23 protein-coding genes are annotated in these 25,698 nt (G+C 68.1%); 12 read left to right on the top strand and 11 right to left on the bottom strand.

All coding sequences use genetic code 11. The features are described 5' to 3' along the window. Positions 1 to 26: 26 nt before the first annotated feature. Positions 27 to 413, bottom strand: coding sequence for a Rid family detoxifying hydrolase (locus AruCF_RS13475; RefSeq protein WP_049073531.1), 387 nt, complete (start codon positions 411 to 413; stop codon positions 27 to 29). Positions 414 to 597: 184 nt separating this feature from the next. On the opposite strand from AruCF_RS13475, the gene AruCF_RS13470 reads away from it, so the two are divergent. Next, positions 598 to 1,068 carry a YbjN domain-containing protein gene (locus AruCF_RS13470; protein WP_049073530.1) on the top strand — a complete coding sequence of 157 codons (471 nt, stop codon included), beginning with the start codon at positions 598 to 600 and terminating at the stop codon, positions 1,066 to 1,068. A gap of 16 nt (positions 1,069 to 1,084) precedes the next feature. After that, entirely contained in the window at positions 1,085 to 2,374 is a 1,290-nt protein-coding gene (locus AruCF_RS13465; protein WP_049073529.1) for a hypothetical protein, read from the top strand. 37 nt (positions 2,375 to 2,411) lie between these two features. Here AruCF_RS13465 and AruCF_RS13460 read toward each other — a convergent pair whose 3' ends face one another. After that, positions 2,412 to 3,326 carry a LysR family transcriptional regulator gene (locus AruCF_RS13460; RefSeq protein WP_049073528.1) on the bottom strand — a complete coding sequence of 305 codons (915 nt, stop codon included), beginning with the start codon at positions 3,324 to 3,326 and terminating at the stop codon, positions 2,412 to 2,414. A gap of 90 nt (positions 3,327 to 3,416) precedes the next feature. On the opposite strand from AruCF_RS13460, the gene AruCF_RS13455 reads away from it, so the two are divergent. Genes AruCF_RS13455 through AruCF_RS13445 form a run of 3 tightly spaced genes read left to right on the top strand, consistent with a single transcriptional unit; the run spans position 3,417 to position 6,187 of the window. Continuing rightward, a complete protein-coding gene (locus tag AruCF_RS13455; RefSeq protein ID WP_049073527.1) occupies positions 3,417 to 4,775 on the top strand; it encodes an acyclic terpene utilization AtuA family protein in 1,359 nt (452 codons plus the stop codon). Further along, complete coding sequence (locus AruCF_RS13450; protein WP_049073526.1) at positions 4,772 to 5,155, top strand: AtuA-related protein; 384 nt, start codon at positions 4,772 to 4,774, stop codon at positions 5,153 to 5,155. The genes AruCF_RS13455 and AruCF_RS13450 overlap by 4 nt, the downstream gene beginning before the upstream one ends. Positions 5,156 to 5,209: 54 nt before the next feature. Beyond that, positions 5,210 to 6,187 carry a Bug family tripartite tricarboxylate transporter substrate binding protein gene (locus AruCF_RS13445; protein ID WP_049073525.1) on the top strand — a complete coding sequence of 326 codons (978 nt, stop codon included), beginning with the start codon at positions 5,210 to 5,212 and terminating at the stop codon, positions 6,185 to 6,187. A gap of 102 nt (positions 6,188 to 6,289) precedes the next feature. On the opposite strand, the gene AruCF_RS13440 is transcribed toward AruCF_RS13445, so the two are convergent. After that, positions 6,290 to 7,066 carry a ferredoxin--NADP reductase gene (locus AruCF_RS13440; RefSeq protein WP_049073524.1) on the bottom strand — a complete coding sequence of 259 codons (777 nt, stop codon included), beginning with the start codon at positions 7,064 to 7,066 and terminating at the stop codon, positions 6,290 to 6,292. 299 nt (positions 7,067 to 7,365) lie between these two features. Here AruCF_RS13440 and AruCF_RS13435 point away from each other — a divergent pair, with 299 nt between their 5' ends. The 3 genes from AruCF_RS13435 to AruCF_RS13425 all read left to right on the top strand — a co-directional run bounded on the left by AruCF_RS13435 (position 7,366) and on the right by AruCF_RS13425 (position 11,014). Beyond that, positions 7,366 to 8,409 (top strand): Fe(3+) ABC transporter substrate-binding protein, encoded by a 1,044-nt coding sequence (locus tag AruCF_RS13435; RefSeq protein WP_006388240.1) that lies wholly within the window; start codon positions 7,366 to 7,368, stop codon positions 8,407 to 8,409. A gap of 152 nt (positions 8,410 to 8,561) precedes the next feature. After that, on the top strand, positions 8,562 to 10,232 hold the full coding sequence (locus tag AruCF_RS13430) for an ABC transporter permease (protein ID WP_049073523.1): 1,671 nt from the start codon (positions 8,562 to 8,564) through the stop codon (positions 10,230 to 10,232). A 5-nt stretch (positions 10,233 to 10,237) separates the two neighbouring features. Then, entirely contained in the window at positions 10,238 to 11,014 is a 777-nt protein-coding gene (locus AruCF_RS13425) for an ABC transporter ATP-binding protein (protein WP_049077764.1), read from the top strand. A gap of 96 nt (positions 11,015 to 11,110) precedes the next feature. On the opposite strand, the gene AruCF_RS13420 is transcribed toward AruCF_RS13425, so the two are convergent. Next, entirely contained in the window at positions 11,111 to 12,088 is a 978-nt protein-coding gene (locus AruCF_RS13420; RefSeq protein WP_049073522.1) for a Bug family tripartite tricarboxylate transporter substrate binding protein, read from the bottom strand. Positions 12,089 to 12,609: 521 nt separating this feature from the next. On the opposite strand from AruCF_RS13420, the gene AruCF_RS13415 reads away from it, so the two are divergent. Together AruCF_RS13415 and prfH are read left to right on the top strand one after the other, a co-directional pair. After that, positions 12,610 to 13,746 (top strand): RNA ligase RtcB family protein, encoded by a 1,137-nt coding sequence (locus AruCF_RS13415; RefSeq protein ID WP_049073521.1) that lies wholly within the window; start codon positions 12,610 to 12,612, stop codon positions 13,744 to 13,746. Continuing rightward, a complete protein-coding gene (gene prfH, locus AruCF_RS13410; RefSeq protein ID WP_049077763.1) occupies positions 13,746 to 14,369 on the top strand; it encodes a peptide chain release factor H in 624 nt (207 codons plus the stop codon). The genes AruCF_RS13415 and prfH overlap by 1 nt, the downstream gene beginning before the upstream one ends. A gap of 57 nt (positions 14,370 to 14,426) precedes the next feature. Here the strand turns inward: prfH and AruCF_RS13405 are convergent, their stop codons facing one another. Then, complete coding sequence (locus AruCF_RS13405; protein WP_049073520.1) at positions 14,427 to 15,332, bottom strand: pirin family protein; 906 nt, start codon at positions 15,330 to 15,332, stop codon at positions 14,427 to 14,429. A gap of 154 nt (positions 15,333 to 15,486) precedes the next feature. Beyond that, positions 15,487 to 16,185: a pirin family protein gene (locus AruCF_RS13400; protein WP_049073519.1), complete on the bottom strand. Its 699-nt coding sequence runs from the start codon at positions 16,183 to 16,185 to the stop codon at positions 15,487 to 15,489. A 184-nt stretch (positions 16,186 to 16,369) separates the two neighbouring features. Here AruCF_RS13400 and AruCF_RS13395 point away from each other — a divergent pair, with 184 nt between their 5' ends. Continuing rightward, the gene (locus AruCF_RS13395; RefSeq protein WP_083036773.1) at positions 16,370 to 17,284 is read left to right on the top strand and encodes a LysR family transcriptional regulator; all 915 of its coding nucleotides are present in this window, start codon (positions 16,370 to 16,372) and stop codon (positions 17,282 to 17,284) included. A gap of 71 nt (positions 17,285 to 17,355) precedes the next feature. Here the strand turns inward: AruCF_RS13395 and ntrC are convergent, their stop codons facing one another. The 5 genes from ntrC to rdgB form a co-directional block, all read right to left on the bottom strand. Beyond that, positions 17,356 to 18,861 carry a nitrogen regulation protein NR(I) gene (gene ntrC / locus AruCF_RS13390; protein ID WP_049073517.1) on the bottom strand — a complete coding sequence of 502 codons (1,506 nt, stop codon included), beginning with the start codon at positions 18,859 to 18,861 and terminating at the stop codon, positions 17,356 to 17,358. After that, on the bottom strand, positions 18,861 to 19,925 hold the full coding sequence (glnL, locus tag AruCF_RS13385; protein WP_049073516.1) for a nitrogen regulation protein NR(II): 1,065 nt from the start codon (positions 19,923 to 19,925) through the stop codon (positions 18,861 to 18,863). Before glnL ends, ntrC begins: the two co-directional genes overlap by 1 nt. Before the next feature lie 188 nt (positions 19,926 to 20,113). Beyond that, entirely contained in the window at positions 20,114 to 21,526 is a 1,413-nt protein-coding gene (gene glnA, locus AruCF_RS13380; RefSeq protein WP_049073515.1) for a type I glutamate--ammonia ligase, read from the bottom strand. A 184-nt stretch (positions 21,527 to 21,710) separates the two neighbouring features. Beyond that, positions 21,711 to 22,934, bottom strand: coding sequence for a radical SAM family heme chaperone HemW (gene hemW / locus AruCF_RS13375; RefSeq protein ID WP_049073514.1), 1,224 nt, complete (start codon positions 22,932 to 22,934; stop codon positions 21,711 to 21,713). A gap of 36 nt (positions 22,935 to 22,970) precedes the next feature. Then, on the bottom strand, positions 22,971 to 23,594 hold the full coding sequence (rdgB, locus tag AruCF_RS13370) for an RdgB/HAM1 family non-canonical purine NTP pyrophosphatase (protein ID WP_049077761.1): 624 nt from the start codon (positions 23,592 to 23,594) through the stop codon (positions 22,971 to 22,973). Positions 23,595 to 23,721: 127 nt separating this feature from the next. Between rdgB and AruCF_RS13365 the strand changes: the two genes are divergently transcribed. Next, entirely contained in the window at positions 23,722 to 25,578 is a 1,857-nt protein-coding gene (locus AruCF_RS13365) for an EAL domain-containing protein (RefSeq protein ID WP_235432650.1), read from the top strand. Positions 25,579 to 25,698: the final 120 nt, after the last annotated feature.

Below are 25,698 nucleotides of genomic sequence, written 5' to 3'. Positions count from 1 at the left end.
AACCCTGGGAAAAACGCGTGGAGGCGTTACAGGACCAGGATCGCCTCGACCTCGAACTGCGCGCCCTTGGGCAGGCTGGCCACGCCGACCGTCGAACGGGCCGGGAACGGCTGCGGAATGAGTTCGGCCATGATGGCGTTGGCGGCGGTGAACTTGCCCAGGTCGGTCAGGAACAGCGTCAGCTTGACCACCTGGTCCAGCGTGCCGCCGGCGGCCTCGACCACGGCCGTCATGTTGGCGAATGCCTGGCGCACCTGGGCATCGAAGTTCTCGGAGACCAGGTCGCCGGTGCCGGGCTCGAGGCCGATCTGGCCCGAGAGGTAGACGGTCTTGGTGCCAGTGACGGCAACCGCTTGCGAGTAAGGGCCGACGGCGGCGGGCGCGGCGTCGGTATGGATGATTTGCTTGCTCATGGGCGGAATCCTTCTGGTGACGGATAGCTACAACTATCGGATTTTAATCGGCAATAGGGTTTTGCGAAAGGCTCGATGGCAGGGAACCCCCGAACCGTCCATGTTACCCACACTTCGGGACGGAAAAACGCAATGCGGACCGCCCCGGCATCGCCCACCGGCATTCCCACCCAAGGAAAACACCATGGCCCAGGACTATCGCGTCACCCTCAAGGATTGGATTCGCCAGGCCACCGGCACGCAAGACTCGGACGAATTCGAACAGACCGGCATCACGGTCTTGAGCATATCCCCGTTCCCGGAAGCCATCATCCTGGCCCACCCGCCCGAGAACAGCGAGGTGTTCATCCTGGCGATCCAGGTCGACGCTCTGGATGCCGACGTCCACCCGACCCTGCTGCGCAACGTGCTGCAACTCAATTGCGACCCGGATCTGCTACCGGGCGCCTTCGCGCTGGAGCCCCAGGAACAGGTGGTGCTGTACCGCTGGGTCGTGGACCTGCCGGGCATGGACGAGACCAGCTTCCAGAACGTCGTGGGCAACTTCGCCGTGCTGGCGGGCAAGGCGCTCGACGCCTATCGCGATGCCTTGCCCGTGGCCGCCGCCCCTGGCGCCGAACCCTTCGGCCAAGCGGCCGGCGCCCTGCGCGCCTGACCCCGGGAGATCCATCATGCTGAGCGCATTGCGAGTCCTCACCACCAAGGCGCCGCAGGTCGCCGATACGGCCAGGCGCGTCGTCACCAGTCACACCCAGAAGCAGGTCGCCCTGCCGTTCGTGCGTCAGTACACCATGAGCATGCGCCACCAGCCGTCCACCATCACCACCCAGATACGGCGCTACAGCTCGTCGTCCACGCCACCCGACGACACCGGCGGCGGCAGTGGCATTCAACGCACGCGCGGCCATTCGACCGCCGGCACCCAGGGCCACCAGGCGCACCCCAGTCCCGCCACCCCATCCTCGCAAGGCCCCGGCCTGCTGAGCATCGCGGTCGACGCCCTCGTCAACGCGGTCTCGGCCCTGTTCGGGCAGACCGGCACGGCCCCGCCGCCCTTGCCGACGGTCGCCCCCGAGCGCGCCAAAGAGGTCTACGCCTATCTGGGCGACCACAGCTTCAAACGCCCCTCGGCGCAACCCTTCCAGGGCGATGCCCAGGCGGCGGTCCGTTTTCACCAGCAACGCGCCAGCGAGACCGCGACCAGCCTCGGCGTGCCCAAGAGCGTGGCCGACCAGATGCCGCCGGAGGCGGATCTGGCGATGTGGATGTACCAGCAGGCGCAGACCGATGGCGGCAGCGTGGATGACAACCACGTGCCGCCCCCGTTCAACGGTCGCGATTTCAACCAGGCGCTGCGCGGCGACGCGCCGCTCAGGACGGGAGAATCCCGCCCCCCGCGCGACACCCACGATGCCCGCGACATATCCCGCGAGAAACTGATCGCCGGGCTGGAACTGCGGGTGCTGACGCCCCCCACGCCGTCGGGCGAGCCCAAGGTGTATGCCCGCACCCTGGCCACCAACGACCACAACACCGAGTTGCTCAGGCGCCTGAACGCGGGCGAAGCGGTCACCGATGCCGGCGTCATCTCGGTCACCACCAAGCTGGACGCCGCGTCCCCCGCCATGTACCTGGTCTCCGTCGACAATGCCTTCGTCGACCCGCATGGCCCGGACGCCAATGACCTGGCGCGCGCGGAAGCCGAGCACATGGCGGTCGGGCAGGTACTGGTCAAGATCGGCGAACACAATGGCGTGCCGATCGTGGCGGCCCACGCGGACATGGCGGTCCATGCCAATGCGCTGGCCGACATCGCCCGTCACTTCACCTTCCAGGAAGGCACGCTGGAAACCGCCGTCCAGACCCAGGCCCGCACCGAACGCGCCGACGCCGCCCGCACGCGCATCGCCGAACATCCCGACGAACTGCTGGCGCTGGCTCGCGGCAAGCTGACCGCCTAGCGCCGCTCGCCCCGCCTGGCGCCCTGCCCGCCCGGCGTCAACGACGGTCCGCCAGGGGCGGGCCGCCGATCTCCGCCCGGCTGGCCCACAGCAGGTCGTACAGCGCCTGCGCCGCCAGCGGCAGGCTGCGGCCCTGGCGCCACACCAGGTACAGCGGCCGCAGCAGCGCCTTGCCCGCCAGCGGCACGATGCGCAGGTCCGTGCCGCCGAAGTGGAACAGCGTCATCGCCGGCACCACCGCCACGCCCAGGCCGGCGCGCACCAGCCCGGTGACCGTGGCCAGGTGCTCGACCTCGAACACCGGCGGCGGCGCATCGGCGCCGAAGGCCGCATCCAGATGCTTGCGCACGCTGCTGTTGCGCGCCAGCTGGATCACCGCGTGACGCGCCACGTCACGCAGGCGCACCCGCGCCTGCGTTGCCAGCGGATGATCGGTGCGGCACACCAGGAAATAGCGATCGGCGTGCAGGAACTCGCTGTCCAGGTCGCTCATGTCCGGGCGTCGCGAAGCCACCGCGAAGTCCACCTGGCCGTCGCGCACCATGTCCAGGCACGGATCAAGCAAGGCATCGCGCAGGTCCACCGCGATGCCCGGATGCTGCTCGCGGAACCGCGCCAGCAGCGGCGGCAGCCAGCCCGCCGCCAGCGACGGCAGCGCGGCCAGCGCCACCCGGCCGCGACGGCGGGCGGCGTGATCGCGCAGGTCTTCCATCACCAGGTCCATATCGGCCAGCAGGCGGCGCGCCGACGCGTCCAGCACGCGCCCTTCGGCCGTCAGTTCCACATTGCGGGTGTTGCGGACGAACAGTCGCAGGCCGGCGCTGTCTTCCAGCTGCCGGATCAACGCGCTGAAGGCCGGCTGCGTCAGGTGGCAGCGCTGGGCGGCGCGGGTGAAGTGCCTTTCTTCGGCCAGGGCCACGAAAGCGCGCAATTGCCGGGCGGATAGATTCATGGCTTTTTTGGATTAATTGATCCGATATTTCTATTTTACGGATGATCGGACGCTGCCTATAGTGGGCTCCGGCTCCCTCACGCGACTTTTATGCCTTCCTCTCCCCTGCTCATCGGTTGCGCCTCCGGCTTCTCGGGCGATCGCAGCGACGGCGCCGCCGCCGTGGTGCGTACGCTGGCTGCCCGGGGCGGCGGCACGCTGATCTTCGAAACACTGGCCGAGCGCACCCTGGCGCTGGCGCAACTGGCGCGCAATGCCGACCCGCGCCGCGGCTACGAGCCCCTGCTGGACGAACTGGTGGCGCCGGTGCTGGCCGACTGCCTGCGCCACGGCATCGCCATCGTCAGCAACTTCGGCGCCGCCAACCCGGTGGGCGCGGCGCGCCGCATTGCCGAACTGGCGGCGCAGCAGGGCCTGCCGGCGCCGCGCATCGCCGTGATCCATGGCGACGCGCTGGACACACCAGCACAGCGCGACCTGCTGCGGCAACGCCTGGGCGCGGCGCTGGACGGGGTCGAGGTGGTCAGCGCCACCGCGTACCTGGGCGCCAGCGAGATCGCGCAGGCGCTGGCCGCCGGCGCGCAGATCGTGGTCGCCGGCCGCGTCGCCGATCCGTCGCTGACGCTGGGCCCGGCGCTGGCCCATTTCGGCTGGGACGCGCAAGACTGGCCGCGCCTGGGCCGCGCCACCATGGCCGGCCACATGCTCGAATGCGGCCTGCAGGTCACTGGCGGCTATTTCTGCGTGCCCGGCCTGAAGGACGTGCCGGACGTGCATGCCGCCGGCTTCCCCATCGCCGAGATCGACGCCGACGGCGAGTTCGTCATCGGCAAGGCCGCCGACACCGGCGGCGCGGTGAACGCCCGCACGGTCAAGGAACAGCTGTTGTACGAGGTGCACGACCCCGCCCGCTACCTCACCCCCGACGTGGTGGCCGACCTGAGCCAGGCGCGCGTCGAGGAACTGGGTCCCGACCTCGTCGCCGTGCGTGGCATCACCGGCCACGCGCGCCCCGCGGAACTGAAGGTCAACGTCTGCCACCACGGCGGCTGGCTGGCCGAGGCCGAGATTTCCTACGCCGGCGTGCAGGCCGAGGCGCGCGCCCGGCTGGCCGCCGACATCGTGCGCCAGCGCATCGGCCCGGCGCTGCGCCTGCGCGCCGACCTCATCGGCGCCATCAGCATCCTGGACAACGACGCCGGCGCCTTGCGTCAGGACCGGGCGGCCGGACACGCCCGCGATGTGCGCCTGCGGATCGCCGGCGAGCACACCGATCGCGCCATCGCCGAGCGCGTGCTGCGCGAAGTCACCGCGCTCTATACCTGCGGCCCTGCCGGCGGCGGCGGGGTGCGCACGGCGCTGCGCCCGCGCCTGAACATGGTGTCCTGCACCATCCCCCGCGATGCCGTGCCCAGCGGCTGGCGTTTCCTGGACGAGATCCCGCAATGAACACGCCCCAGACCTCCGTGCCCCTGTACCGCCTGGCGCACAGCCGCTCCGGCGACAAAGGCGACACCTCCAACCTCAGCCTGATCGCCTGGGACCCCGAATGCTATGAAGTGCTGGCCGCGCAGGTCACCGAGGCGCGCGTGGCCGCCTGGTTCGCCTATCGCCAGCCGGCTCGCGTCACCCGCTACCTGCTGCCGACCCTGCATGCCATGAACTTCGTGCTCGAAGGCGTGCTGGACGGCGGCGTCAACGACGCGCTCAACCTGGACGCGCACGGCAAGAGCCTTTCTTTCCGCCTGCTGGACATGACGGTCCCGGTCAGCGCCGCGCTGGCCGCCCGCCTGCCCGACATTCCGCAGGACCGTCCCGCCCCCGCCTGACCCCACAGCACCACCACGACAACAACACACACAACACACGACAGGAGACACATCATGCGCTTTACCCTCAAGGGCCGGCTGGCCCTGCTGCTGGCCGCCATGCCGCTGACCGCCCTGGCCCAGGGCGCCGCCGCCAACGGCTTTCCGACCAAGCCCATCACCTTCATCGTGCCGTTCGCCGCCGGCAGCGCCACCGACCAGATCGGCCGCGCCATCGGCCAGGGCGTCACCGAACAGACCGGCCAGGCCGTGGTGATCGAAAACAAGCCCGGCGCCAGCGCCATGATCGGCGCCGCCACCGCGGCCCGCGCGGCGCCCGACGGCTACACCGTGCTCATTACCACCAACACCACCCACGCCGCCAACGAGCACCTGTACAAGACGCTGACCTACCAGCCGGTCAAGGACTACGCGCCGATCTCACTGCTCGGCAAGGGCGGCCAGATCATGGTGGTCAACCCCAACTCGACCGCCAAGTCGGTCGGCGACTTCCTGGCGCAGGCGCGCCAGTCGCCCGGCAAGCTGAGCTTCGGCAGCGGCAGCTCCAGCAGCCGCATCGCCGGCGAACTGCTGCAGCAGATGGCCGGGGTGCAGTTGCTGCACGTGCCCTACAAGAGCAACCCGCTGGCCGTCACCGACCTGCTCGGCGGCCAGATCGACATGATGATCACCGACACCGCCACCGGGCTCCCCCAGGTCAAGTCGGGCAAGCTGCGGGCCCTGGGCGTGACCGGCCAGGCACGCTCGCCGCTGGCGCCGGACGTGCCCACCATCGCCGAATCCGGCGTGCCGGGCTACGAGATGGGCTACTGGTTCGCGGCCTACGCGCCGGCCGGCACCCCGCCCGACGTCGTCAAGCGCCTGAACGAACTGCTGGTCAAGGCCACGCAGAGCGCCCCGGCCAAGCAGTTCTATGCGCAGACAGGCACCGACCCGGCCAGCTCCACGCCGGACGAGCTGGCGCAGTTCCAGCAGGCCGAGTCGAAGAAGTGGGGCGACATCATCAAGAAGGCCGGCATCCAGCCGGAATGACCTTCCAGGGCAGCGAGCGCCGCCCTGGCGCCTTTTCCGCAGAAAGAAAAAGCCCCGTCGCAGAGGCGACGGGGCTTTTTGCTGGAGCGGATAAAGCGCGACTTATTTGTCGACGAAGGCGCGCTCGACCACGTAGTCGCCCGGCTGGCCCACGCCCGGCGACACCACGAAACCACGCTTGTCCAGCATGGCGCTGATGTCGGCCAGCATATGCGGACTGCCGCAGATCATGGCGCGATCGGTTTCCGGGTTGATCTGGGGAATGCCGATGTCGTCGCACAGCTTGCCGCTTTCCATCAGTTCGGTGATGCGGCCCTGGTTGCGGAACGGCTCGCGCGTGACGGTCGGGTAATAGACCAGCTTTTCGCGCACCACGTCGCCGAAGAACTCGTTGTTGGGCAGTTCGTTCTCGATGAAGTCGGCGTAGGCCAGCTCGCTGACCCAGCGCACGCCATGCACCAGGATGACCTTGTCGAAGCGTTCGTAGACGTCCGGATCCTTGATGATGCTCATGAAGGGCGCCAGGCCCGTGCCCGTGCCGAACAGGAACAGATGCTTGCCCGGCTTGAGGTCGTCGACCACCAGCGTGCCGACCGGCTTGCGGCTGACCAGGATGGTGTCGCCTTCCTTCAGATGCTGCAGGCGCGAGGTCAGCGGACCGTTCTGCACCTTGATGCTGAGGAATTCGAGGTTCTCTTCGTAATTGGCGCTGGCGATGCTGTACGCCCGCAGCAGCGGCTTGCCTTCGACTTCCAGGCCGATCATGACGAAGTGGCCGTTGTGGAACCGCAGGGCCGCGTCACGCGTGGTGGTGAAGGAGAACAGGGTGTCGTTCCAGTGGTGCACGCTCAGCACGCGCTCGGTATTGAAAGCAGCCATGTCGTATCTAGTAAGGGCGGGACCAGGGGCCGACGGGAAACCGCAACGGCCTCGGCTCGTTCCGCGAGGGGTTCGCCATGGCGCACAAAGGACGCGCCCGGCATTAGGGTTGTCCCTATTCTACAGGGACTTGATGATAATTGCTCTCATTATTCCGTAATACCCTTATGCCGTATTGATGGGGATCAAGGGTCTTATGCGCAGTCTTACATTGAGTTGAATACGATAAAACTTCCTGTTATCGTCCCGCTCTGACTTGATAATCATTTTCGTTAGCAGACCGCTTTGCCGGAGTCCCTATGTCCAAGCGTCCCCAAATGACCACCCTGCTGCGCGCCCTGGCCCTGGCCGGCGCCGCCGCCTTCGCCGTCCCGGCCCACGCGGCCGAGGAAGTCAGCCTCTACACCACCCGGGAACCGAAGCTGATCCAGCCGCTGCTGGACGCCTTCACCAAGGAAAGCGGCATCAAGGTCAACACCGTGTTCGTCAAGGACGGCCTGCTCGAGCGCGTCAAGGCCGAAGGCGCCAAGTCGCCCGCCGACGTGCTCATGACGGTCGACATCGGCAACCTGCTGGACCTGGTGGACGGCGGCGTGACGCAGTCGATCAAGTCGCAGACGCTGGAATCCGTCATCCCCGCCAACCTGCGCGGCGCCGATGGCAAATGGTACGCCCTGTCGCTGCGCGACCGCGTGCTGTACGTCGAAAAGGACCTGAAGCTGGAATCCTTCCGCTACGAAGACCTGGCCGACCCGAAATGGAAGGGCAAGGTCTGCATCCGCTCGGGCCAGCACCCCTACAACACCGCCATGGTCGCCTCCATGATCGCCCATGACGGCGCCGAGGCCACCGAGAAGTGGCTGCGCGGCGTCAAGGCCAACCTGGCCCGCAAGGCCGCCGGCGGCGACCGTGACGTGGCCCGCGACATCCTGGGCGGCATCTGCGACATCGGCCTGGCCAATGCCTACTACGTCGGCCACATGAAGAACGCCGAGCCCGGCACCGACGCCCGCAAGTGGGGCGACGCCATCAAGGTGGTCCGCCCGACCTTCGCCAACGAAAAGAGCGGCGGCACCCACGTGAACGTCAGCGGCGCGGCCGTGGCGGCCCACGCGCCCAACAAGGCCAACGCCATCAAGCTGCTGGACTTCCTGGTGTCCGAGCCGGCGCAGGCCCTGTACGCGCAGGCCAACTACGAGTACCCGGTGCGCAAGGGCGTCAAGCTCGACCCGGTCATCGCCAGCTTCGGCGAACTGAAGGTCGATCCCCTGCCCCTGACCGAGATCGCCAAGTACCGCAAGCAAGCCAGCGAGCTGGTGGACAAGGTCGGTTTCGACAACTAAACGCGGCAAGGCGGCGCCCGCCGGCGCCATCTCGCGGCACTCAGGCCTGCCCTTGCTCGCCCGGAAAACTCCCGGGACGCGCGACGGCAGGCCTTGACGCTACTACAGGCGCCGCCCGCGCAGCGCCTTCCCCGCAGTAACCCTTGTGAAGCATGCATACAGATTCCCTGCCCCGGCCACTGCGTTTGCGCTGGGCTGAACGCGGCGCCGGCTGGCTGGCCGGCGCCGCCCTGATCGGCCTGGCGGTGCTGGCGCCGGTGCTGACCCTGGTCTGGTGGGCGCTGGGCGGCGATCTGTCGCACTGGCGCCACCTGGCCACCTACGTGTTGCCGCAGGCGCTGGCCAACACCGCCGCGCTGCTGGCTGGCGTCGGCGTGCTGGTGACCCTGCTGGGCACCGGCTCGGCCTGGCTGGTGACGGCTTACGAATTCCCCTCGCGGCGCACCTTGACCTGGGCGCTGCTGCTGCCGCTGGCGGTGCCGACCTACATCATCGCCTTCGCCTATCTCGACCTGCTGCACCCGATCGGCCCGATCCAGAGCGCCATCCGCGCGCTGCTGGGCTACGACAGCCCGCGCCAGTTCCGGCTGCCGGACCTGCGCTCGATACAGGGCGCGATCTTCGTGCTGGGCTTCGTGCTGTATCCCTATGTCTACCTGAGCACCCGCGTCATGTTCATGACGCAGGCGGCCAGCCTGCTGGAAGCGGCGCGCACGCTGGGCGCGGGCCGCTATGGCGTGTTCTTCCGGGTGGCGTTGCCGCTGGCCCGTCCGGCCATCGTGGTGGGCGTCAGCCTGGCGCTGCTGGAAACCCTGAACGACATCGGCGCGTCCGAATTCCTGGGCGTGCAGACGCTGACCGTCTCCGTCTACACCACCTGGGTCACGCGCTCGGACCTGGCCGGCGCGGCGCAGATCGCGCTGACCATGCTGGCCATCGTGATCGGCCTGATCCTGCTCGAACGCCATGGCCGCAAGCGCCAGCGCTACGCCAACACGCAACGCATGCGGCCGATGCAGCCGCGGCGGCTGCGCGGCGCGGCCGCCGTGCTGGCGGCGGTGCTGGGCTGGATTCCCGTGATCATCGGCTTCGTAGCGCCGGCGCTCTACCTGGTGGTCGAGACCTACAAGCGCCTGCACCTGGTGGGCGGCGTTTCCAACCAACTGCTCAACGGCTTGGGCAACACGCTGATCGTGGCGTTCAGCGCCACCATTGTGACGCTGCTCTGCGGCCTGATCGTGGCCTGGGCCGGCCGCACGCTGCGCGAAAGCGCCGGCTTCAACCCCGGCCGCGCCTGCGCCCGCGTCGCCAGCCTGGGCTACGCCGTGCCCGGCACCGTGCTGGCCATCGGCCTGCTCACCCCCTTCGTCTGGATCGACACTGCCGTGGCCAAAGTCTTTGGCGGCGGTGGCCTGTTCCTGATGGGGTCGATGGCGGCGCTCGTATGCGCCTACGCCATCCGCTTCCTGGCCATTTCCACCGGCGCGCTGGAAGCCGGGCTGGCGCGCATTCCGCCCTCGCTGGAACAGGCCTCACGACTGCTGGGAGAAAGCTCGGCGGGCACCCTGCGCCGCGTCCACCTGCCGCTGCTGCGCCCGGCGCTGGCGGCCAGCGCGCTGCTGGTGTTCGTGGACGCCATGAAGGAATTGCCGGCCACGCTGCTGCTGCGGCCCATGAATTTCGACACGCTCGCCACCTGGCTCTACGCCGAAGCGGCCCGCGGCACCTACGAGGAAGGCGCGGTCGCCGCGCTGGCGATCGTGCTGGCCGGCCTGCTGCCCGTCATCCTGCTGGCCCGCACCAATCTGAAAATGGGACATTGAACATCGTGCCCGATCTGCTTGAACTCGATCACCTCTCGCTGGCCTACGACACCCCCAAGGGCCTGCGGCCCGTGGTGCAGGACCTGACGCTGGGCCTGCCGGCCGGCCACATCGGCTGCCTGCTGGGCGAATCCGGCTGCGGCAAGACCACGGTGCTGCGCGCCATCGCCGGCTTCGAACCGGTGCGCGCCGGACGCATCCTGCTCGATGGCGCGGTCATCTCCTCGCCCGCCGAGCAGGTCGCGCCGGAAAAGCGCCGCGTCGGCATGATGTTCCAGGACTACGCCTTGTTCCCGCACCTGTCGGTGGCGCAGAACGTGGCCTTCGGCCTGCGCCGCCTGGAGCGCGCCGAGCGCGCCCGCCGCGTCGAGGAAATGCTGGCGCTGGTCGGCCTGGCGCATGCCGCCAACAGCTATCCGCACGAGATCTCCGGCGGGCAGCAGCAGCGCGTGGCGCTGGCGCGGGCCCTGGCGCCCTCGCCCGACCTGCTGCTGTTGGACGAACCGTTTTCCAACCTGGATGTCGACACCCGCGAGCGCCTCGCCTTCGAGGTGCGCGAGATCCTGAAGACCACGGGCCACACCGCCATCCTGGTGACCCACAACCAGGCCGAGGCCTTCGCCATCGCCGACCGCATCGGCGTCATGGCATCCGGGCGCATCGCCCAGTGGGACACGCCCTACAACCTGCACCACCACCCGACGGACGACTTCGTGCGCGACTTCATCCGCCGCGAAGCTCTGGTGGAGCAACGCGAGCAGGTCTTCGCGCGCGGGCGCTGATCCAAGGGCCGCGCCCGGGGCATGGGCGCGGCACGCGACGAACCGGCGATTGCGGCGGGTCCGGCCGGCGGCGTGGCCCGCGCCCACGACGGCCGATCAGTCGGCCGACAGTTTCACCTTCTGCGACAGCGCCTTGAACGACTCGTACTGGCTGCGGGTCAGGCGTTCCACTTCCGCCGGCGTCGAGCCATACGGCATGAAACCGGCCTGCTCCAGCTTGTCCTTGACATCCGGCATCGCCAGCGCCGCCTGGAAGGCTTCGCTCAACGCGGCCGTGATTTCCGGCGGCAGCTTGGCCGGGCCATAGACCGCGAACCACGGATCCACCACCGCCCCGCCGTAACCCAGCTCGGCCAACGTCGGCACGTCCGGCAGGGCCGGCGCGCGCTTGCTGCCGGTGACGGCCAACGCGTGGACTTTGCCCGACTTGATGTGCGGCAGCGAGGCCGGAAGGTTGTCGAACAGGATCGGCAGATGGCCGCCCAGCAGGTCGTTCAGCGCCTGCGCGCTGCCCTTGTAGGGAATGTGCTGCATGCCTGCGCCGGTGAGCTGGTCGAACATGACGCCGGCCAGGTGCATCGAGGTGCCGGTGCCCGGCGTGCCGAAAGCCGTGCCCGGATGCTGCTTGGCGTAGGCCACCAGATCCTTGACGCTGCCCGCCTTGAGCGACGGGCCGGTCTCCAGCACCACCGAGGACGCGCCCAGCATGCTGATGCCGGTGAAGTCCTTGGTCGGATCGAACGGCATCGACGGATAGACGAAGGGATTCAGCGCATTGGTGGAGATGGCGCCGAAGCCAATGGTGTAGCCGTCCGGCGCGGCCTTGGCCACGGCGTCCATGCCGATGTTGCCGCCGGCGCCCGGACGGTTTTCGACGATGACCGGCTGGCCCAGTTTCTCGGCCACTTTCGCGCCGGCGGTGCGCGCCACCAGGTCGGTGGTGCCGCCGGCGGTGTACGGCACGATGAACACGATGGGCTTGGCCGGATAGCCGGCGGCCTGGGCGGCAGCGGCGCCATGGATCAGCGCCAGCGCGGCCAGGCCGCGCAGCGCGTTCAGGGTAAAGCGTTGCATGATGTCTCCATCCCGATTGTTATCACGTTAGGGATGCGCATCATACTGTGTGGCGCAATTCAGACGCCATGACGAACGAAATCGCGGTTCTTCGCACGTGCGCCGATCAATCCGCCGCGATCGGTGATACAGTGCGGACTTCCCGGCAAGCGGCGCCTTGATTGCGTCGCGGCTTCGCCGGCCCCCAGGCGCCGCGCCCGATGCGCCGCCCTGCCCCCATACACCGTACTGCACAGGAGGAAAGCACCATGCAACAACAGACTTCCCCCGTTGCAGGCCGCGTCTAGCACGTTCGAATTTCCTTGCCGCATTCCTGGCGGCAGACCATTCGCATTGCCTTGGCCCGGACCTGCCTGACAGGGTCTCTCATCCGTACCGCATCCACACGGCCGCGGCCGCTGTGAACGCCTCGCCATGGGTAGCCTGCGCCCGCCGCGCTTTCGCGGCGAGTGTTGGCGTGACCTGGGCGCGCGCGAGCGCAATGAGAGCAAGCCCTCCTCATGACCTGATCTGGAATTTCCATGGGCAATTGCATTCAAGCACTGTCCGAGCGCGTCACATTGATCGCCTCGGACGACACCTGGATCGAAGGCAACGCGATCCAACAACTTCATACCACCGCCAGGCTCGCCGGCATGCGCCACGTCGCGGGCATGCCGGACCTGCATCCCGGACGCGGCTATCCAGTGGGCGCCGCGTTCTTCTCGCTCGGCCGCCTGTATCCGGCCTTGATCGGCGGCGACATCGGCTGCGGCATGGCGCTCTGGTCGACGCATCTCGAAAGCCGCAAAGTCGCGCCGGACAAGCTCGACAAGCGGCTGCGCAACATCGACGAACCGCTGGACGACACCTGGCAGGCGCTGGTGTCGGAACTGGCGCCCGCCGGCGTCGGCCATCGGCAGGCGCTGGGCACCATCGGCGGCGGCAACCACTTCGCCGAGCTGCAGTGCATCGACGAAATCCACGATGCGCAGGCATTGGCGGCCTTGCGCATCGACGAGAAAAAGCTGCTGCTGCTGGTGCACAGCGGTTCGCGGGGCCTGGGCCGCTCGATCCTGGAGGAACACGTCCGTCGCCATGGCCATGACGGCCTCGAGCAGGACAGCGCCGCATGCCGGGATTACCTGGCGCAACACGACGACGCGTTGCGATTCGCGCAGGCCAATCGCCACCTCATTGCGCGCCGCATGCTGGCACGCTGGGGCGTGGATGGCGAACAGGTGCTGGACGTCGACCACAACCTGGTAACCCCCACCGTCATCGCCGGAGAAGCGGGCTGGCTGCACCGCAAGGGCGCGACCCCGTCCGACGGCGGGCCGGTCATCATCCCCGGTTCGCGCGGCGACTTCAGCTATCTGGTGGCGCCGATCGCCAGCGAGGCCAGCCTGTTCTCGCTGGCGCACGGCGCGGGCCGCAAGTGGATGCGCAGCGAGTGCAAGGACCGGCTGTTCAAGCGCTACAGTCCCGCGCAACTGAGCAAGACCCGGTTGGGCAGCCATGTCATCTGCCAGGACAAGCAACTGATCTATGAGGAAGCGCCGGAAGCGTACAAACCCGTGGACAGCATCATCGCCAGCCTGCAACAGGCGGGCCTGCTGACGGTGCTGGCCAGGCTGCGCCCGGTGTTGACCTACAAGACCCGGGGGGAATGCTGCTGATGATGCTGCTACAGTTATCCGCGGCCCAGGGCCCCGATGAGTGCTGCCTGGCGGTCGCCAAGGCCCTTGCCTACCTGTTGCGCGAGGCCGAGGCGCGCGGCGTTGGCATCGATATCCTCGAACAGGAGACCGGCGCCCGAGCCGGCACCTATCGCTCGGTGCTGCTGGCCCTCGATGGTCCGGGCGCGGCCGGCCTGGCCGCGTGCTGGGAGGGATCGATCCAGTGGATCTGCCCCAGCCCTTATCGCCCTGGCCACCCGCGCAAGAACTGGTTCATCGGCGCGTTGCGTTGCGACCCGCCGGCCATCCGCCAGGACACGGAAATACGCTTCGAAACGACGCGCGCATCCGGGCCGGGCGGCCAGCACGTCAACAAGACAGAATCCGCGGTGCGCGCGACGCACGTGGCGACGGGCATCAGCGTGAAGGTGCAGTCCGAGCGCAGCCAGCATGCCAACAAGCGCATCGCCGCGCTGCTGATCGCGCATCGGCTGGCCCAACATGAGCAGGCCGCGCATGCCACGGAGCGGGCCCGGCGGCGCCAATTCCACCACGAGGTGGCACGGGGTGGTCCCGCGCGCGTGTTCAAGGGAGAGGCGTTCGAGTTGTTGAAAGCCGGATAGACGGCGAACCGGCCGGAGCCGCCAGGCGCATGTCGCCCGGCGCTCCGGCCGGGCGCGTCAAGCCCGCGGCGGCGGCAGCGGGATGAACTCGGTCTCGTCGCCCGGCACGGTCTGGCCGAAGCGGTTGCGCTGCCAGTCTTCCTTGGCCTGCTCGATGCGCTCCTTGCTGCTGGAGACGAAATTCCACCAGAGAAAGCGCGGGCCTTCCAGCGGTTCGCCGCCCAGCACCGCGAAGCGCGCGTCGGTACAGGCGCGGATCTGCACCGGACGGCCGGGCGCGAACACGATCAGGCGGCCGCTCTCGAACACCTGCCCGTCCACCTCGACCGAGCCGATCGCCAGGTAGGCGGCGCGCTCTTCGTGTTCCGCGGGCAGCACGGTGACGGCGCCGGCCTGCAACTGCATGTCGCCATAGAACAGCGGCGAATGGGTCTTGACGGCCGACGTCTTGCCGAACAGCGAGCCGGCCACGACCTGCGCGCGCACCCCCTCGCCCTCGACCACCGGCTGGGCGTCCAGGCCATAGTGAGTGAAACCGGGATCGGTTTCCTCGTGGGCCTTGGGCAGGCCGACCCAGATCTGCAGGCCGGCCAGGCGCTGCGCGGCCTGGCGGCTTTCGGGCGAGGAGCGTTCGGAGTGCACGATGCCGCGGCCGGCCGTCATCCAGTTCACCTCGCCGGGCAGGATGGTCTGGGTGTTGCCGGCGCCGTCGCGATGCACCATCGAGCCTTCGTATAGATAGGTGACGGTGGACAGGCCGATGTGCGGATGCGGGCGCACGTCGATGCCCGAGCCGGCCGTGAATTCAACCGGGCCCATGTGGTCCAGGAAGACGAACGGGCCGACGGTGCGGCGCTGCGCCGAGGGCAGCGCGCGCCGGACTTCAAAACCGCCTAGGTCGCTGCTGCGCGGCACCACCACGGTTTCGATCTGGCTGTCGCCGGCTTGGGACAAAGTGGACATGGGAATACTCCTGTAGGTTGGCCGTCTCGGGACCATGTTAAGGCCCCGGGGGGCTTTGCTGAACCGCCTGCCGCGCCGCCGCCCGCTGTCGGGCGGGCGACGCGTATCGAAAACAAGGCCGGACGAACCGTCAGGTTCGCCCGGCCGCCGGCCGTCAGGCCAGATCGAACACCAGCACCTCGGCGTTGTCGCCGCCGGACAGCGCCACCCGCGTTTCATCGCTGATCGCGACCGCGTCGCCGGCCGCCAGCGCCACGCCGTTGACCGTCAGGCTGCCCCGGGCCACGTGCACCCAGGCACGGCGGCCGGGAGCCAATTCCAGCGTGGCCGACTCATCGCCGTCAAACAGGCCGGCATAGAGCCGCACGTCCTGATGGATCGTCATCGAGCCGTCGACGCCGTCGCCCGACACCAGGGCTTGCAGACGGCCGCGCTTTTGGGCGTCGGTGAAGGCCTTTTCTTCATACTCCGGCGCGATGCCGGTGACGTTCGGCTCGATCCAGATCTGCAGCATGTGCGTTTCCTTGTCGGCGCGCGGGTTGAACTCGGAGTGCATCACACCGCGGCCGGCGCTCATCCGCTGCACGTTGCCGGGCTGGATGGTGGAGCCGCTGCCCATGCTGTCCTTGTGCGCAATGGCGCCGTCCAGCACGTAGGTGATGATCTCCATGTCGCGGTGGCCGTGGGTGCCGAAACCGCGGCCGGCGGCGATGCGGTCGTCATTGATCACGCGCAGCGCGCCGAAACCCATATGGGCCGGGTCGTAGTAGTTGGCGAACGAAAAGGTGTGGAACGAATCGAGCCACCCGTGGTTGGCGTGACCGCGTTCGGCGCTACGGCGAAGGGTAAGCATAGTGGACTCCCTGTTTCAAATAAGTGAATGGTCTTGCGGTGACCGGCTTGTCTCGCGGTATTGCTGAAAGCCTGACTGCTCAACCGGCATGAGTGACATTGTGCGCGTACCTGGAGGCCGATTTGACGCTATGATTTGAAGAAACCATTCAAATTATTTGAACGAAACTTGCCGGAGCGCGCCGATGCAGCCGATCACCCCCGAATTGCTCGTCCTGGTGGACGCGATCGCGCGCCACGGCAGCTTCGCCAAGGCGGCGCGCGAACTGGACAAGGTGCCCTCCGCCGTGACCTACGCGATCCGCAAGCTGGAGGACGGGCTGGACGTGCTGCTGTTCGATCGCTCGGGCCACCGGGCGCTGCTGACGCCGGCAGGCGAGGCGCTGCTCAAGGACGGGCGCCACGTGCTGCAGTCGCTGGACGACCTGGCCTGCCGGGTCAAGCGTATCGCGACGGGCTGGGAGGTGGAACTGCGCATCGCCGTGAGCGCGGTGCTGCCGTGGCGGCCGCTGTACGACCTGGTTGAAGAGTTCCAGGCGCTGGGCAGCGCGACCACGCTGCGCTTTTCGACCGAGGTGCTGAGCGGCAACTGGGACGCGCTGACCTCGAATCGCGCCGACCTGGTGATCGGCGCGGGCGCGGCGGGCGAACCCACCGGCCCCTACCGCTCGGTGACGATGGGCCAGGCGCAGTTCGGCTTCTGCGTGGCGGCGCACCATCCGCTGGCGTCGGCGCCGCAGCCGCTGAGCCGCGCCGACATCACGCGCTATTGCGCGGTGGTGGTGGCCGATACCTCGCGCAACCTGCCGCCGCTGTCGCGCGGCATCCTGGCCGAGCAGCCGACGCTGGTGATGCCGACGATGCAGGCCAAGATCGAGGCACAGATCCGGGGATTGGGATGCGGCTACCTGCCGCTGACGCTGGCGGCGCCCTATCTGGCGCAGGGCGTGCTGGTGATCTGCGATACCGACGAGGGCATGTCGCTGACCGAGCACGTGGCGTATGCGTGGCGGGCGGAAGCGCCGGGCGAAGCGTTGAAGTGGTGGCTGCAGAAATTGAAGTCGCCGCGCCTTTGCGAAGGGCTGCTCGGCATGGCGTGAGCATGCCGTCTGCGCGGCGGGACGTCACACGGGCGGCGCGAAGCCGCCCGCGTGTTCCTGGCAGACGCGCCCTACTCGTCCTCGATGCCGAGTTCGCGCAGCTTGCGGGTGATGGTGTTGCGGCCGATGCCCAGGCGCGAGGCCGCTTCGACGCGGCGGCCGCGGCTGGCGTCCAGGGCGCTTTGCAGCAGGATCTTCTCGAACTGGCGCGTCAGGGTGGCCATGACGGCCGGTTCGCCGCGTTCGAGGCGGTACTGGGCGTCGCGCAGCAGCGAGTCCTGCCAGTTGCGCGGAGCGCCGTCGTCCGTGGGCGCGATGGATGGCGCGTGCTGGACCACGGTGCCGATGGCGGGCACGGGACTGCCAGCCGGCGGACGGGGCGAAACCGTGCCGGCTGCGGGCGCGTGTTCCATGGCGCGGATCTCGGGCGGCAGATCGGCGCGTTCAACGGTCTGACCCGGCGCCATGACGGTGAGCCAATGGCAGAAGTTCTCCAGTTGGCGCACGTTGCCGGGGAAGTCGAACTTGGTCAGCACCGCCAGCGCTTCCGGGGTCAGGCGCTTGACCGGCACGCCCAGCGCGCGGGCGCTGGCGGTGAGGAAGTGGTTGGCGAGCGCCGGGATGTCCTCCACCCGTTCGCGCAGCGGCGGCAGGCGCAGCCGGATGACGTTCAGGCGGTGGAACAGGTCTTCGCGGAACAGCCCCTGCTCGACCCGCTGTTCCAGCGGCTGGTGGGTGGCGGCGACGATGCGCACGTCGACCCGCACCGGTTGGGCGCCGCCGACGCGGTAAAAGCTGCCCTCGGCCAGCACCCGCAGCAGGCGGGTCTGCAGTTCGATCGGCATGTCGCCGATTTCGTCCAGGAACAGCGTGCCGCCGTGGGCTTCCTCGAAGCGGCCGCGGCGCAGCGTGTTGGCGCCGGTGAAGGCGCCGCGCTCGTGGCCGAACAGTTCGGCTTCCAGCAGGTCGCGCGGGATGGCGGCGGCGTTCAGGGCCACGAACGGGCCGCTGGCGCGCACGCCATGGCCGTGCAGCGCGCGCGCCACCAGTTCCTTGCCGGTGCCGGATTCGCCGGTGATCAGCACGGTGACCTTGGACTGCGCCAGCCGGCCGATGGCGCGGAACACTTCCTGCATGGCGGTGGAGGACGACTGCGTCATCATCCAGCGTTCGTTGTTCTGGGCCTCGCCCTGCCCTTCGGGGCTTTCGGGCTGGGCCGATTCCTGCATGGCGCGCTGGATCAGCGCCACCGCCTCGTTCACGTCGAAAGGCTTGGCCAGGTAGTCGAAAGCGCCGCCCTGAAAGGCGGACACGGTGCTGTCCAGGTCAGCGAACGCGGTCATGACGATGACCGGCAGGCCGGGATGGCGTTCTTTCAGCTGGCGCAGCAATTCAAGGCCGTTGCCGCCAGGCATGCGGATATCGGAAACCAGGGCGACGGGCGTGTCGTGCGCCAGCGCATCGAGCACGTCGGCGGCCTGGGAGAAACTACGGGTGGGGACTCCGGCGCGGGCCAGGGCCTTTTCGAGGACCCAGCGGATGGCCTGGTCGTCGTCGACGATCCATACGGGTTTCATCAGAGTGCGGGCTCCATCGGTAGGACCAGGCGAAATTCGGTGCGCCCGGGTCGGGATTCAAATTCGATGATGCCTCCGTGCTGCTGCACGAAATCCTGGGCCAGGCTCAGGCCCAGTCCGGTCCCGCCGGCTCGGGCGGTGACCAGGGGATGGAAAATGCGGTCGCGGATGTGCTCCGGCACGCCCGGACCGTTATCGATGATGGACAGCTCCAGCGCCAGGCGATGCTGACGGTGCGCCAGCATGACCTGCCGCGCGACGCGGGTGCGCAGCGTGACGACGCCGGGCTCCAGCCCGGGCGCCTGGGGCCGCGCGACCAGTTCCTGCGCGGCGTTGCGGGCCACGTTCAGGACCGCCTGCATCAGCCGGGCGGCGTCGCCTTTCAGGTCGGGCATGGACGCGTCATAGTCGCGCACCAGCGTGACGTCGTTGCGGAATTCGGCCTGGATCAGGGCGCAGACGCGCTCGCAGATCTCGTGGATGTTCACCGGCCGCGCGTTCAGCGGCACGCGTTGCGGGCCGCTCAGGCGGTCCACCAGCGCCTGCAGGCGGTCGGCTTCGGAAATGATGACCTGGGTGTACTCGGCCAGCGCCGCGCTCGGCAACTCGGCTTCCAGCAACTGCGCGGCGCCGCGCAGGCCGCCCAGGGGGTTCTTGACTTCGTGCGCGAGGTTGCGCAGCAGTTCGCGGTGCGCCTCGATCTCGTCGACCAGGCGATGGTTGCGGTCGGCCAGCACGCGCTGCTCGATCTCGCGGGTCTCGATCAGGGCGGGCCAGCGTTGGCCGCTCAGTCCCACCGTGGTCACGGCCACTTCCACCGATTCGGCGGCGCGGCGCAATGAGGCCAGCTGCCTGACGTCGGCATATCTGCCGGCCGCGGCGCGGTCGATGGACGATTGGATGTTTTCCGGATTGTCGAACAGCGTGGCGGCGGAATGGCCGCACAACTGCTTGCGGGAACGGCCGAAAAGATCCTCGGCGGCCGCATTGGCATATTCGATGTGCCCGCGTTCGTTGACCAGGAAAACGGACGTGGCAAGCAGATCGAGAGCTTCTACATTCATTTTCAACGTACCCGAATGACTACAAGGGGGAAATCGGCACACCGGTCCGGTGGCGCTTGTGCGCGCTGCCCTGCCCGCCGGCGCGGGGCCGGCGGGACAGGCTGTCGGTCGGCGACCTGGCGGTGCGCGTGGTGTCGGCCCTGGTTTCTGCCTACATCATCGCGCTCCCCCAGCCACGGCCCCTGGGATCAGAGGCTGTAGTACATGTCGAATTCGACCGGGTGCGTGGTCATGCGCAGACGGTTCACATCGGCCATCTTCAGGTCGATGTAGGCGTTGAGCATGTCGTTGCTGAACACGCCGCCACGGGTCAGGAACTCGCGGTCGTTGTCCAGCGCTTCCAGCGCCTGCTCCAGCGAGGAGCACACGGTCGGGATCTTGGCGTCTTCTTCCGGCGGCAGGTCGTACAGATTCTTGTCGGCCGGATCGCCGGGGTGAATCTTGTTCTGCACGCCGTCCAGGCCGGCCATCATCAGGGCCGAGAAGGCCAGGTACGGGTTGGCCAGGGGGTCCGGGAAGCGCGCTTCGACGCGGCGGCCCTTCGGGTTGCCCACGTACGGGATGCGGATCGAGGCCGAACGGTTGCGGGCCGAGTAGGCCAGCTTGACCGGGGCTTCGTAGTGCGGGACCAGGCGCTTGTACGAGTTGGTGCCCGGGTTGGTGATGGCGTTCAGGGCGCGGGCGTGCTTGATGATGCCGCCAATGTAGTACAGCGCGAATTCCGACAGGCCGGCGTAGCCGTTGCCCGCGAACAGGTTCTGGCCGTCCTTCCAGATCGACTGGTGCACGTGCATGCCGGAACCGTTGTCGCCGACGACGGGCTTGGGCATGAAGGTGGCGGTCTTGCCGTAGGCATGGGCCACGTTGTGCACGATGTACTTGACGATCTGGGTCCAGTCGGCGCGTTGCACCAGGGTGCTGAACTTGGTGCCGATTTCCAGCTGGCCGGCGCCGGCCACTTCATGGTGGTGCACTTCGACCGGCACTCCCATCTGTTCCATCAGCAGGCACATTTCCGAACGCATGTCCTGGAACGAGTCGACCGGGGGAACGGGGAAGTAGCCGCCCTTGACCGCGGGACGGTGGCCGGTGTTGCCGCCTTCGAATTCCAGGCCGGTGGACCAGGAGGCCTCTTCCGACTTGATCTTGACGAAGGTGCCCGACATGTCGGTGTTCCAGGTCACGCCGTCGAACACGAAGAATTCGGGTTCCGGACCGAAGTAGGCGGTGTCGCCCAGGCCCGAGGCCTTCAGGTAGGCTTCGGCGCGCTTGGCCAGCGAACGCGGGTCGCGGTCATAGCCCTTCAGGTCCGACGGTTCGACCACGTCGCACGACAGGATCAGGGTCGGTTCTTCGCGGAACGGATCCAGGTTGGCGGTCGACAGGTCGGGGATGAGCAGCATGTCGGAGGCTTCGATGCCCTTCCAGCCCGGGATCGACGAACCGTCGAAAGCCTGCCCGCTTTCCAGCTTGTCTTCATCGATAGCGGAAGTGGGCACCGACACGTGGTGCTCGCGGCCAACCGTATCGGTAAAGCGGAAATCCACGAATTTGACTTCGTTGTCGGCGATCTGTTTCAGGACGTCTTTCGGGCTTGCCATGTCATCTCCATTAGATAAAAGGGTCGAGGGCTGTGCCGCTCGACTGGCATAAAAGAGGGAAGCAATAAGCGTGCCAGGTTTCACCCCCGGGATTGCCCGGGGGCAGAGGCAAGTCGATGGGAAAATGTAGCACCAATCTGGTGCAAAAGATGGGGCATGAATGCCCCATCATGGTGCTTTATTGCTACAGGAACATTTCCTGCAGGTCATTCAGGAAGCGCCAGCCCAGGGGCGTGGCCCGCAGCCGGGTGGGATCGGCGTCCAGCAGGCCCTTGCCGGACGCTGCCTCCAATTGGTGCGCAATGGCGGCCAGCGACAAGCCGGTGCGCTCGTTGAACAAGGTGGCGGCCACTCCGTCCTTCAGGCGCAGGGCATTGAGCATGAACTCGAACGGCAGCTCGTCCGGGCCGACCTGGCGGCTCTCGGCCAGGTGGCTGCCGTCGCGGGCGGCGGCCGCGCGCATCCAGGATTCCGGGCTGCGCAAGCGCGCCTCGCGCACGATGCGGTCATGGAACGACAGTTTGCCGTGCGCGCCCGGCCCCAGGCCGAGGTAGTCGCCGAACTCCCAATAGTTCAGGTTGTGGCGGCAGCGCGCGCCCGGCCGGGCGTAGGCCGAGACCTCGTAGCGCGCCAGGCCGGCGGCCGCCAGCTCGGCCTCGACCGCATCCTGCATGGCGGCGCTGGTGTCGTCGTCGGGCAGGTCCTCGGGCGGGAACTTGGCGAATACCGTGTTGGGCTCCATCGTCAGGTGATAGAGCGACAGGTGCTCGGTGCCGAAGCCGACGGCCTGACGCAGGTCGGCCAAGCACGCGTCCAGGGTCTGGCCCGGCAGCGCGAACATCATGTCCAGGTTGACCCGTGGCGCGGCGCGCTGGGCCATCTCGATGGCCGCGCGGGCCTGCGCCGAGTCGTGGATGCGGCCCAGCTTCTTCAATTGGGCGTCGTCGAAACTCTGGATGCCCAGCGAAAAGCGCGTCACGCCACTGGCGGCGTAGTCGCGGAACCGGTCGGCCTCGGCGGTGCCGGGGTTGGCCTCCATGGTGATTTCCGCGTCGGGCCACACGTTCAGACAGGCGCGCAGCATCGCCAGCAGTTCGTCCAGGCCGGCGGCCGACAACAGGCTGGGGGTGCCGCCGCCGATGAACACCGAGACCACCTGCCGGCCCCAGATCGACGGCAGCGCCTGTTCCAGGTCGCTGCGCAACGCGTCCAGGTAGGCGCGTTCGGGAATCTCGCCGCCGGGCGCCGCGTGCGAATTGAAATCACAGTACGGACACTTGCGCACGCACCACGGCACGTGCACGTAGACCGACAGCGGCGGCAGGCTGGTCAGGGTGGCGCCGGCCGGCGTCACCAGGCGCGAGCGGGCCGCGCCCATTTCGGAGCGGATGGGGATGGTGATGGACATTCGGTGTTCCTGGAGGCGGCGCGGGCGCGCCCCGGGTCAGGCCTGGTTCAGCTTGCTCAACAGTTCGCGCAAGGCGCGGGCGCGATGGCTGATGCGGTTCTTTTCCTCCGGCTCGAGCGCGGCGGCCGTCAAGCCCTGGTCGGGCAGGTAGAAGTGCGGATCGTAGCCGAAGCCGTTGGCGCCTTCCGGCTGGTCGATGATCTCGCCCTGCCACAGGCCCTCGCCGATCAGGGGACGCGGGTCATTCTCGCCGCGCACCAGCGCCAGCACCGCCACGTAGCAGGCGCTGCGATCGCTGGCCGTGGCCAGGTTGCGGACCAGCAGCGCGTTGTTGGCCTGGTCGGATTTTTCGCCGCCATGCATCTTGGCGTAACGGGCCGAATACACGCCCGGCGCGCCGTCCAGCGCGGCCACGCACAGTCCGGAATCATCGGCCAGCGCGGGCAGACCGGTCAGGCGGCTGGCGTGGCGCGCCTTGGTCAAGGCATTTTCGACGAACGTAACGTGAGGCTCCTCGGCCTCGGGCACGCCGAGTTCGCCCTGAGGCACCAGCTCGATGCCGAGCGGCGCGAACAAGGCGGAAAACTCGCGCAGCTTGCCGGGGTTGTTGGAGGCCAGCACGACGCGGCGCAGGGAATCGGGAATCTTGGGGGAGGTCATGGCGCAAATTGTATAGGGCGCGGCGCCGATGCCGGGGCGCAACGGCCGCGGGGCGCGAAACAACACCGACATATTTCATTGTCAATATGATCAATCTTGTCACTGATCGTATCTGAACGCTCCGGCGATGAACCCACGTCACGCTTTGCCCCGGCCGGTCGCGGCCAGCGCGCCTGCCCTCTCCACCGGCGCCGCCGCGCCCGCCCCAGTCAGCCTGGCGGGCATCCTGCGCGAGCGGCTGTTGCGCCCCCGTTTTCAACCGGTGATCGACCTGTCGCACAGCCGCATCTACGGCCATGAGAGCCTGATCCGCGGCCCGGTCGATACCACCCTGCACTTTCCCGACGCCCTGTTCGCCGAGGCCCGCCGCCAGGGCCTGCATCCGCAACTGGAGCTGGCCAGCTTCCGCGCCGGCGCCCAGGGCTTCCACCAGAACGCGGCCACCGGCAAGCTGTTCCTGAACCTGTCGGGTTCGGCGCTGATCCACTACTGGACGCTGTGGGGCGACGAAATGCCGCTGCGGCTGCTCAAGGATTGCACGCTGGCGCCGTCCAACATCATCGTCGAGCTGACCGAGCAGGACCCGCTATCCGAACACATGTCGACGCTGGGCAGCGCCTTCGCCTGCCTGCGCGAATACGGCATGCGCATCGCGCTGGACGACTACGGCGTCGGCAATTCGAACCTGCAGCTGTGGGCCGAGATGCAGCCCGACCTGGTCAAGATCGACCGCTACTTCTTCAACGGCATCGGCCACGACGATCGCAAGCAGAACATGGTGCGCGCCATCCTCAAGGTGGCGCAGTACCTGGGCACGGCCATCGTGGCCGAGGGCATCGAGACCGCCGAGGACCTGGCGGTGGTGCGCGACCTGGAGATCCGCTACGCCCAGGGCTGGCTGCTGGGGCGCCCCGACGAAGCCCTGCTGACCGAATTGACCCCGCCGCTGCGCGACTCGCTGCGGGTGCGCGCGCCCGCCCCGCTGTCGCAGCGTTCGACGGGCGGCACCGCCGCCAGCCTGCGGGTCGAGGCCCCGGCCGCGCTGCTGAACAAGCACACCAACGACGACGTGCACCGCCTCTTCATCGAACACAAGAGCCTGCACGCGGTGGCCGTGGTCGACGGCGACAACCGGCCGGTGGGCATCATCAACCGCCGCGACTTCTCGGAACACTACGCGCAGCGCTACACCCGCGAGCTGTTCGGCCGCGACGCCTGCTCGACCTTCATGAACGGCGAGCCGGTGCTGGTCGACCTGGACGTGTCGATCGACCAGTTGAGCCACGTGTTGATCTCGGAAGACCAGCGCTACCTGATGGACGGCCTCATCATCACCCGCGACGGCCGCTACGACGGCCTGGCCACCGGCGAGACGCTGGTGCGGTCGGTGACCGAGATGCGCATCGAGGCCGCGCGCTACGCCAACCCGCTGACGTCATTGCCCGGCAACATCCCCATCAGCCGGCACATCGCCACGCTGCTGGAGGACGCCGCCGATTTCACCATCTGCTATGGCGACCTGAACAACTTCAAGCCGTTCAACGACGTCTATGGCTACTGGCGCGGCGACGACATGATCATGCTGACCGCCGACGTCATCAAGCGCCACTGCGATCCGCTGCGCGATTTCGTCGGCCACGTCGGCGGCGACGACTTCGTGGTGCTGCTGCGCAGCCCCGACTGGAACGAGCGCATCCAGCGCGTCATCGCCGAGTTCAACGAGCGCGCCATCGACCTGTACGACGACAAAGGCCGCCGCAACGGCGGCATCGAGGCCGAGGACCGCTACGGCGTGCCGCGCTTCTTCCCGTTCGTCACGCTGGGAGTCGGCGCGCTGACCGTCACCCCGTCGCTATGCGAGCGCATCCGCCCGGAGGACATCGCGTCGGCCGCCGCCCATGTCAAGCACAAGGTCAAGCATGGGAACCTGTCGCTGGTGAGCGAGCGCTATCGCGGCGCCACCCTGCCGCAACTCGGCCCCTGACACGTGCTGCCCGGCTGCGTCCGGGGCGATCTGGAACACCGAGACCGCGCGCTGCAGGCCCTGGGCCTGCTGTTCCAGCGCGGCGGCGGCGGCCGCGGTCTGCTCCACCATCGCGGCGTT

Origin of the sequence: Achromobacter ruhlandii, from assembly GCF_002082135.1 — a bacterium.
Classification (GTDB): Bacteria; Pseudomonadota; Gammaproteobacteria; order Burkholderiales; family Burkholderiaceae_B; genus Achromobacter; species Achromobacter ruhlandii.
This window is presented reverse-complemented; position numbering and strand designations above follow the sequence as displayed.

What these genes read in the sequence shown, in the direction of transcription:
- AruCF_RS13450 (WP_049073526.1), top strand. Translation starts at nt 4,772, where the DNA reads ATGAACACGCCCCAGACCTCCGTGCCCCTGTACCGCCTGGCGCACAGC.
- AruCF_RS13445 (WP_049073525.1), top strand. Translation starts at nt 5,210, where the DNA reads ATGCGCTTTACCCTCAAGGGCCGGCTGGCCCTGCTGCTGGCCGCCATG.
- ntrC (WP_049073517.1), bottom strand. Translation starts at nt 18,861, where the DNA reads ATGAAACCCGTATGGATCGTCGACGACGACCAGGCCATCCGCTGGGTC.
- AruCF_RS13475 (WP_049073531.1), bottom strand. Translation starts at nt 413, where the DNA reads ATGAGCAAGCAAATCATCCATACCGACGCCGCGCCCGCCGCCGTCGGC.
- AruCF_RS13405 (WP_049073520.1), bottom strand. Translation starts at nt 15,332, where the DNA reads ATGTCCACTTTGTCCCAAGCCGGCGACAGCCAGATCGAAACCGTGGTG.
- AruCF_RS13400 (WP_049073519.1), bottom strand. Translation starts at nt 16,185, where the DNA reads ATGCTTACCCTTCGCCGTAGCGCCGAACGCGGTCACGCCAACCACGGG.
- AruCF_RS13455 (WP_049073527.1), top strand. Translation starts at nt 3,417, where the DNA reads ATGCCTTCCTCTCCCCTGCTCATCGGTTGCGCCTCCGGCTTCTCGGGC.
- glnA (WP_049073515.1), bottom strand. Translation starts at nt 21,526, where the DNA reads ATGGCAAGCCCGAAAGACGTCCTGAAACAGATCGCCGACAACGAAGTC.
- AruCF_RS13430 (WP_049073523.1), top strand. Translation starts at nt 8,562, where the DNA reads ATGCATACAGATTCCCTGCCCCGGCCACTGCGTTTGCGCTGGGCTGAA.
- AruCF_RS13465 (WP_049073529.1), top strand. Translation starts at nt 1,085, where the DNA reads ATGCTGAGCGCATTGCGAGTCCTCACCACCAAGGCGCCGCAGGTCGCC.
- AruCF_RS13435 (WP_006388240.1), top strand. Translation starts at nt 7,366, where the DNA reads ATGTCCAAGCGTCCCCAAATGACCACCCTGCTGCGCGCCCTGGCCCTG.
- rdgB (WP_049077761.1), bottom strand. Translation starts at nt 23,594, where the DNA reads ATGACCTCCCCCAAGATTCCCGATTCCCTGCGCCGCGTCGTGCTGGCC.
- AruCF_RS13470 (WP_049073530.1), top strand. Translation starts at nt 598, where the DNA reads ATGGCCCAGGACTATCGCGTCACCCTCAAGGATTGGATTCGCCAGGCC.
- glnL (WP_049073516.1), bottom strand. Translation starts at nt 19,925, where the DNA reads ATGAATGTAGAAGCTCTCGATCTGCTTGCCACGTCCGTTTTCCTGGTC.
- AruCF_RS13365 (WP_235432650.1), top strand. Translation starts at nt 23,722, where the DNA reads ATGAACCCACGTCACGCTTTGCCCCGGCCGGTCGCGGCCAGCGCGCCT.
- AruCF_RS13420 (WP_049073522.1), bottom strand. Translation starts at nt 12,088, where the DNA reads ATGCAACGCTTTACCCTGAACGCGCTGCGCGGCCTGGCCGCGCTGGCG.
- AruCF_RS13460 (WP_049073528.1), bottom strand. Translation starts at nt 3,326, where the DNA reads ATGAATCTATCCGCCCGGCAATTGCGCGCTTTCGTGGCCCTGGCCGAA.
- AruCF_RS13440 (WP_049073524.1), bottom strand. Translation starts at nt 7,066, where the DNA reads ATGGCTGCTTTCAATACCGAGCGCGTGCTGAGCGTGCACCACTGGAAC.
- hemW (WP_049073514.1), bottom strand. Translation starts at nt 22,934, where the DNA reads ATGTCCATCACCATCCCCATCCGCTCCGAAATGGGCGCGGCCCGCTCG.
- AruCF_RS13415 (WP_049073521.1), top strand. Translation starts at nt 12,610, where the DNA reads ATGGGCAATTGCATTCAAGCACTGTCCGAGCGCGTCACATTGATCGCC.
- AruCF_RS13395 (WP_083036773.1), top strand. Translation starts at nt 16,370, where the DNA reads ATGCAGCCGATCACCCCCGAATTGCTCGTCCTGGTGGACGCGATCGCG.
- prfH (WP_049077763.1), top strand. Translation starts at nt 13,746, where the DNA reads ATGATGCTGCTACAGTTATCCGCGGCCCAGGGCCCCGATGAGTGCTGC.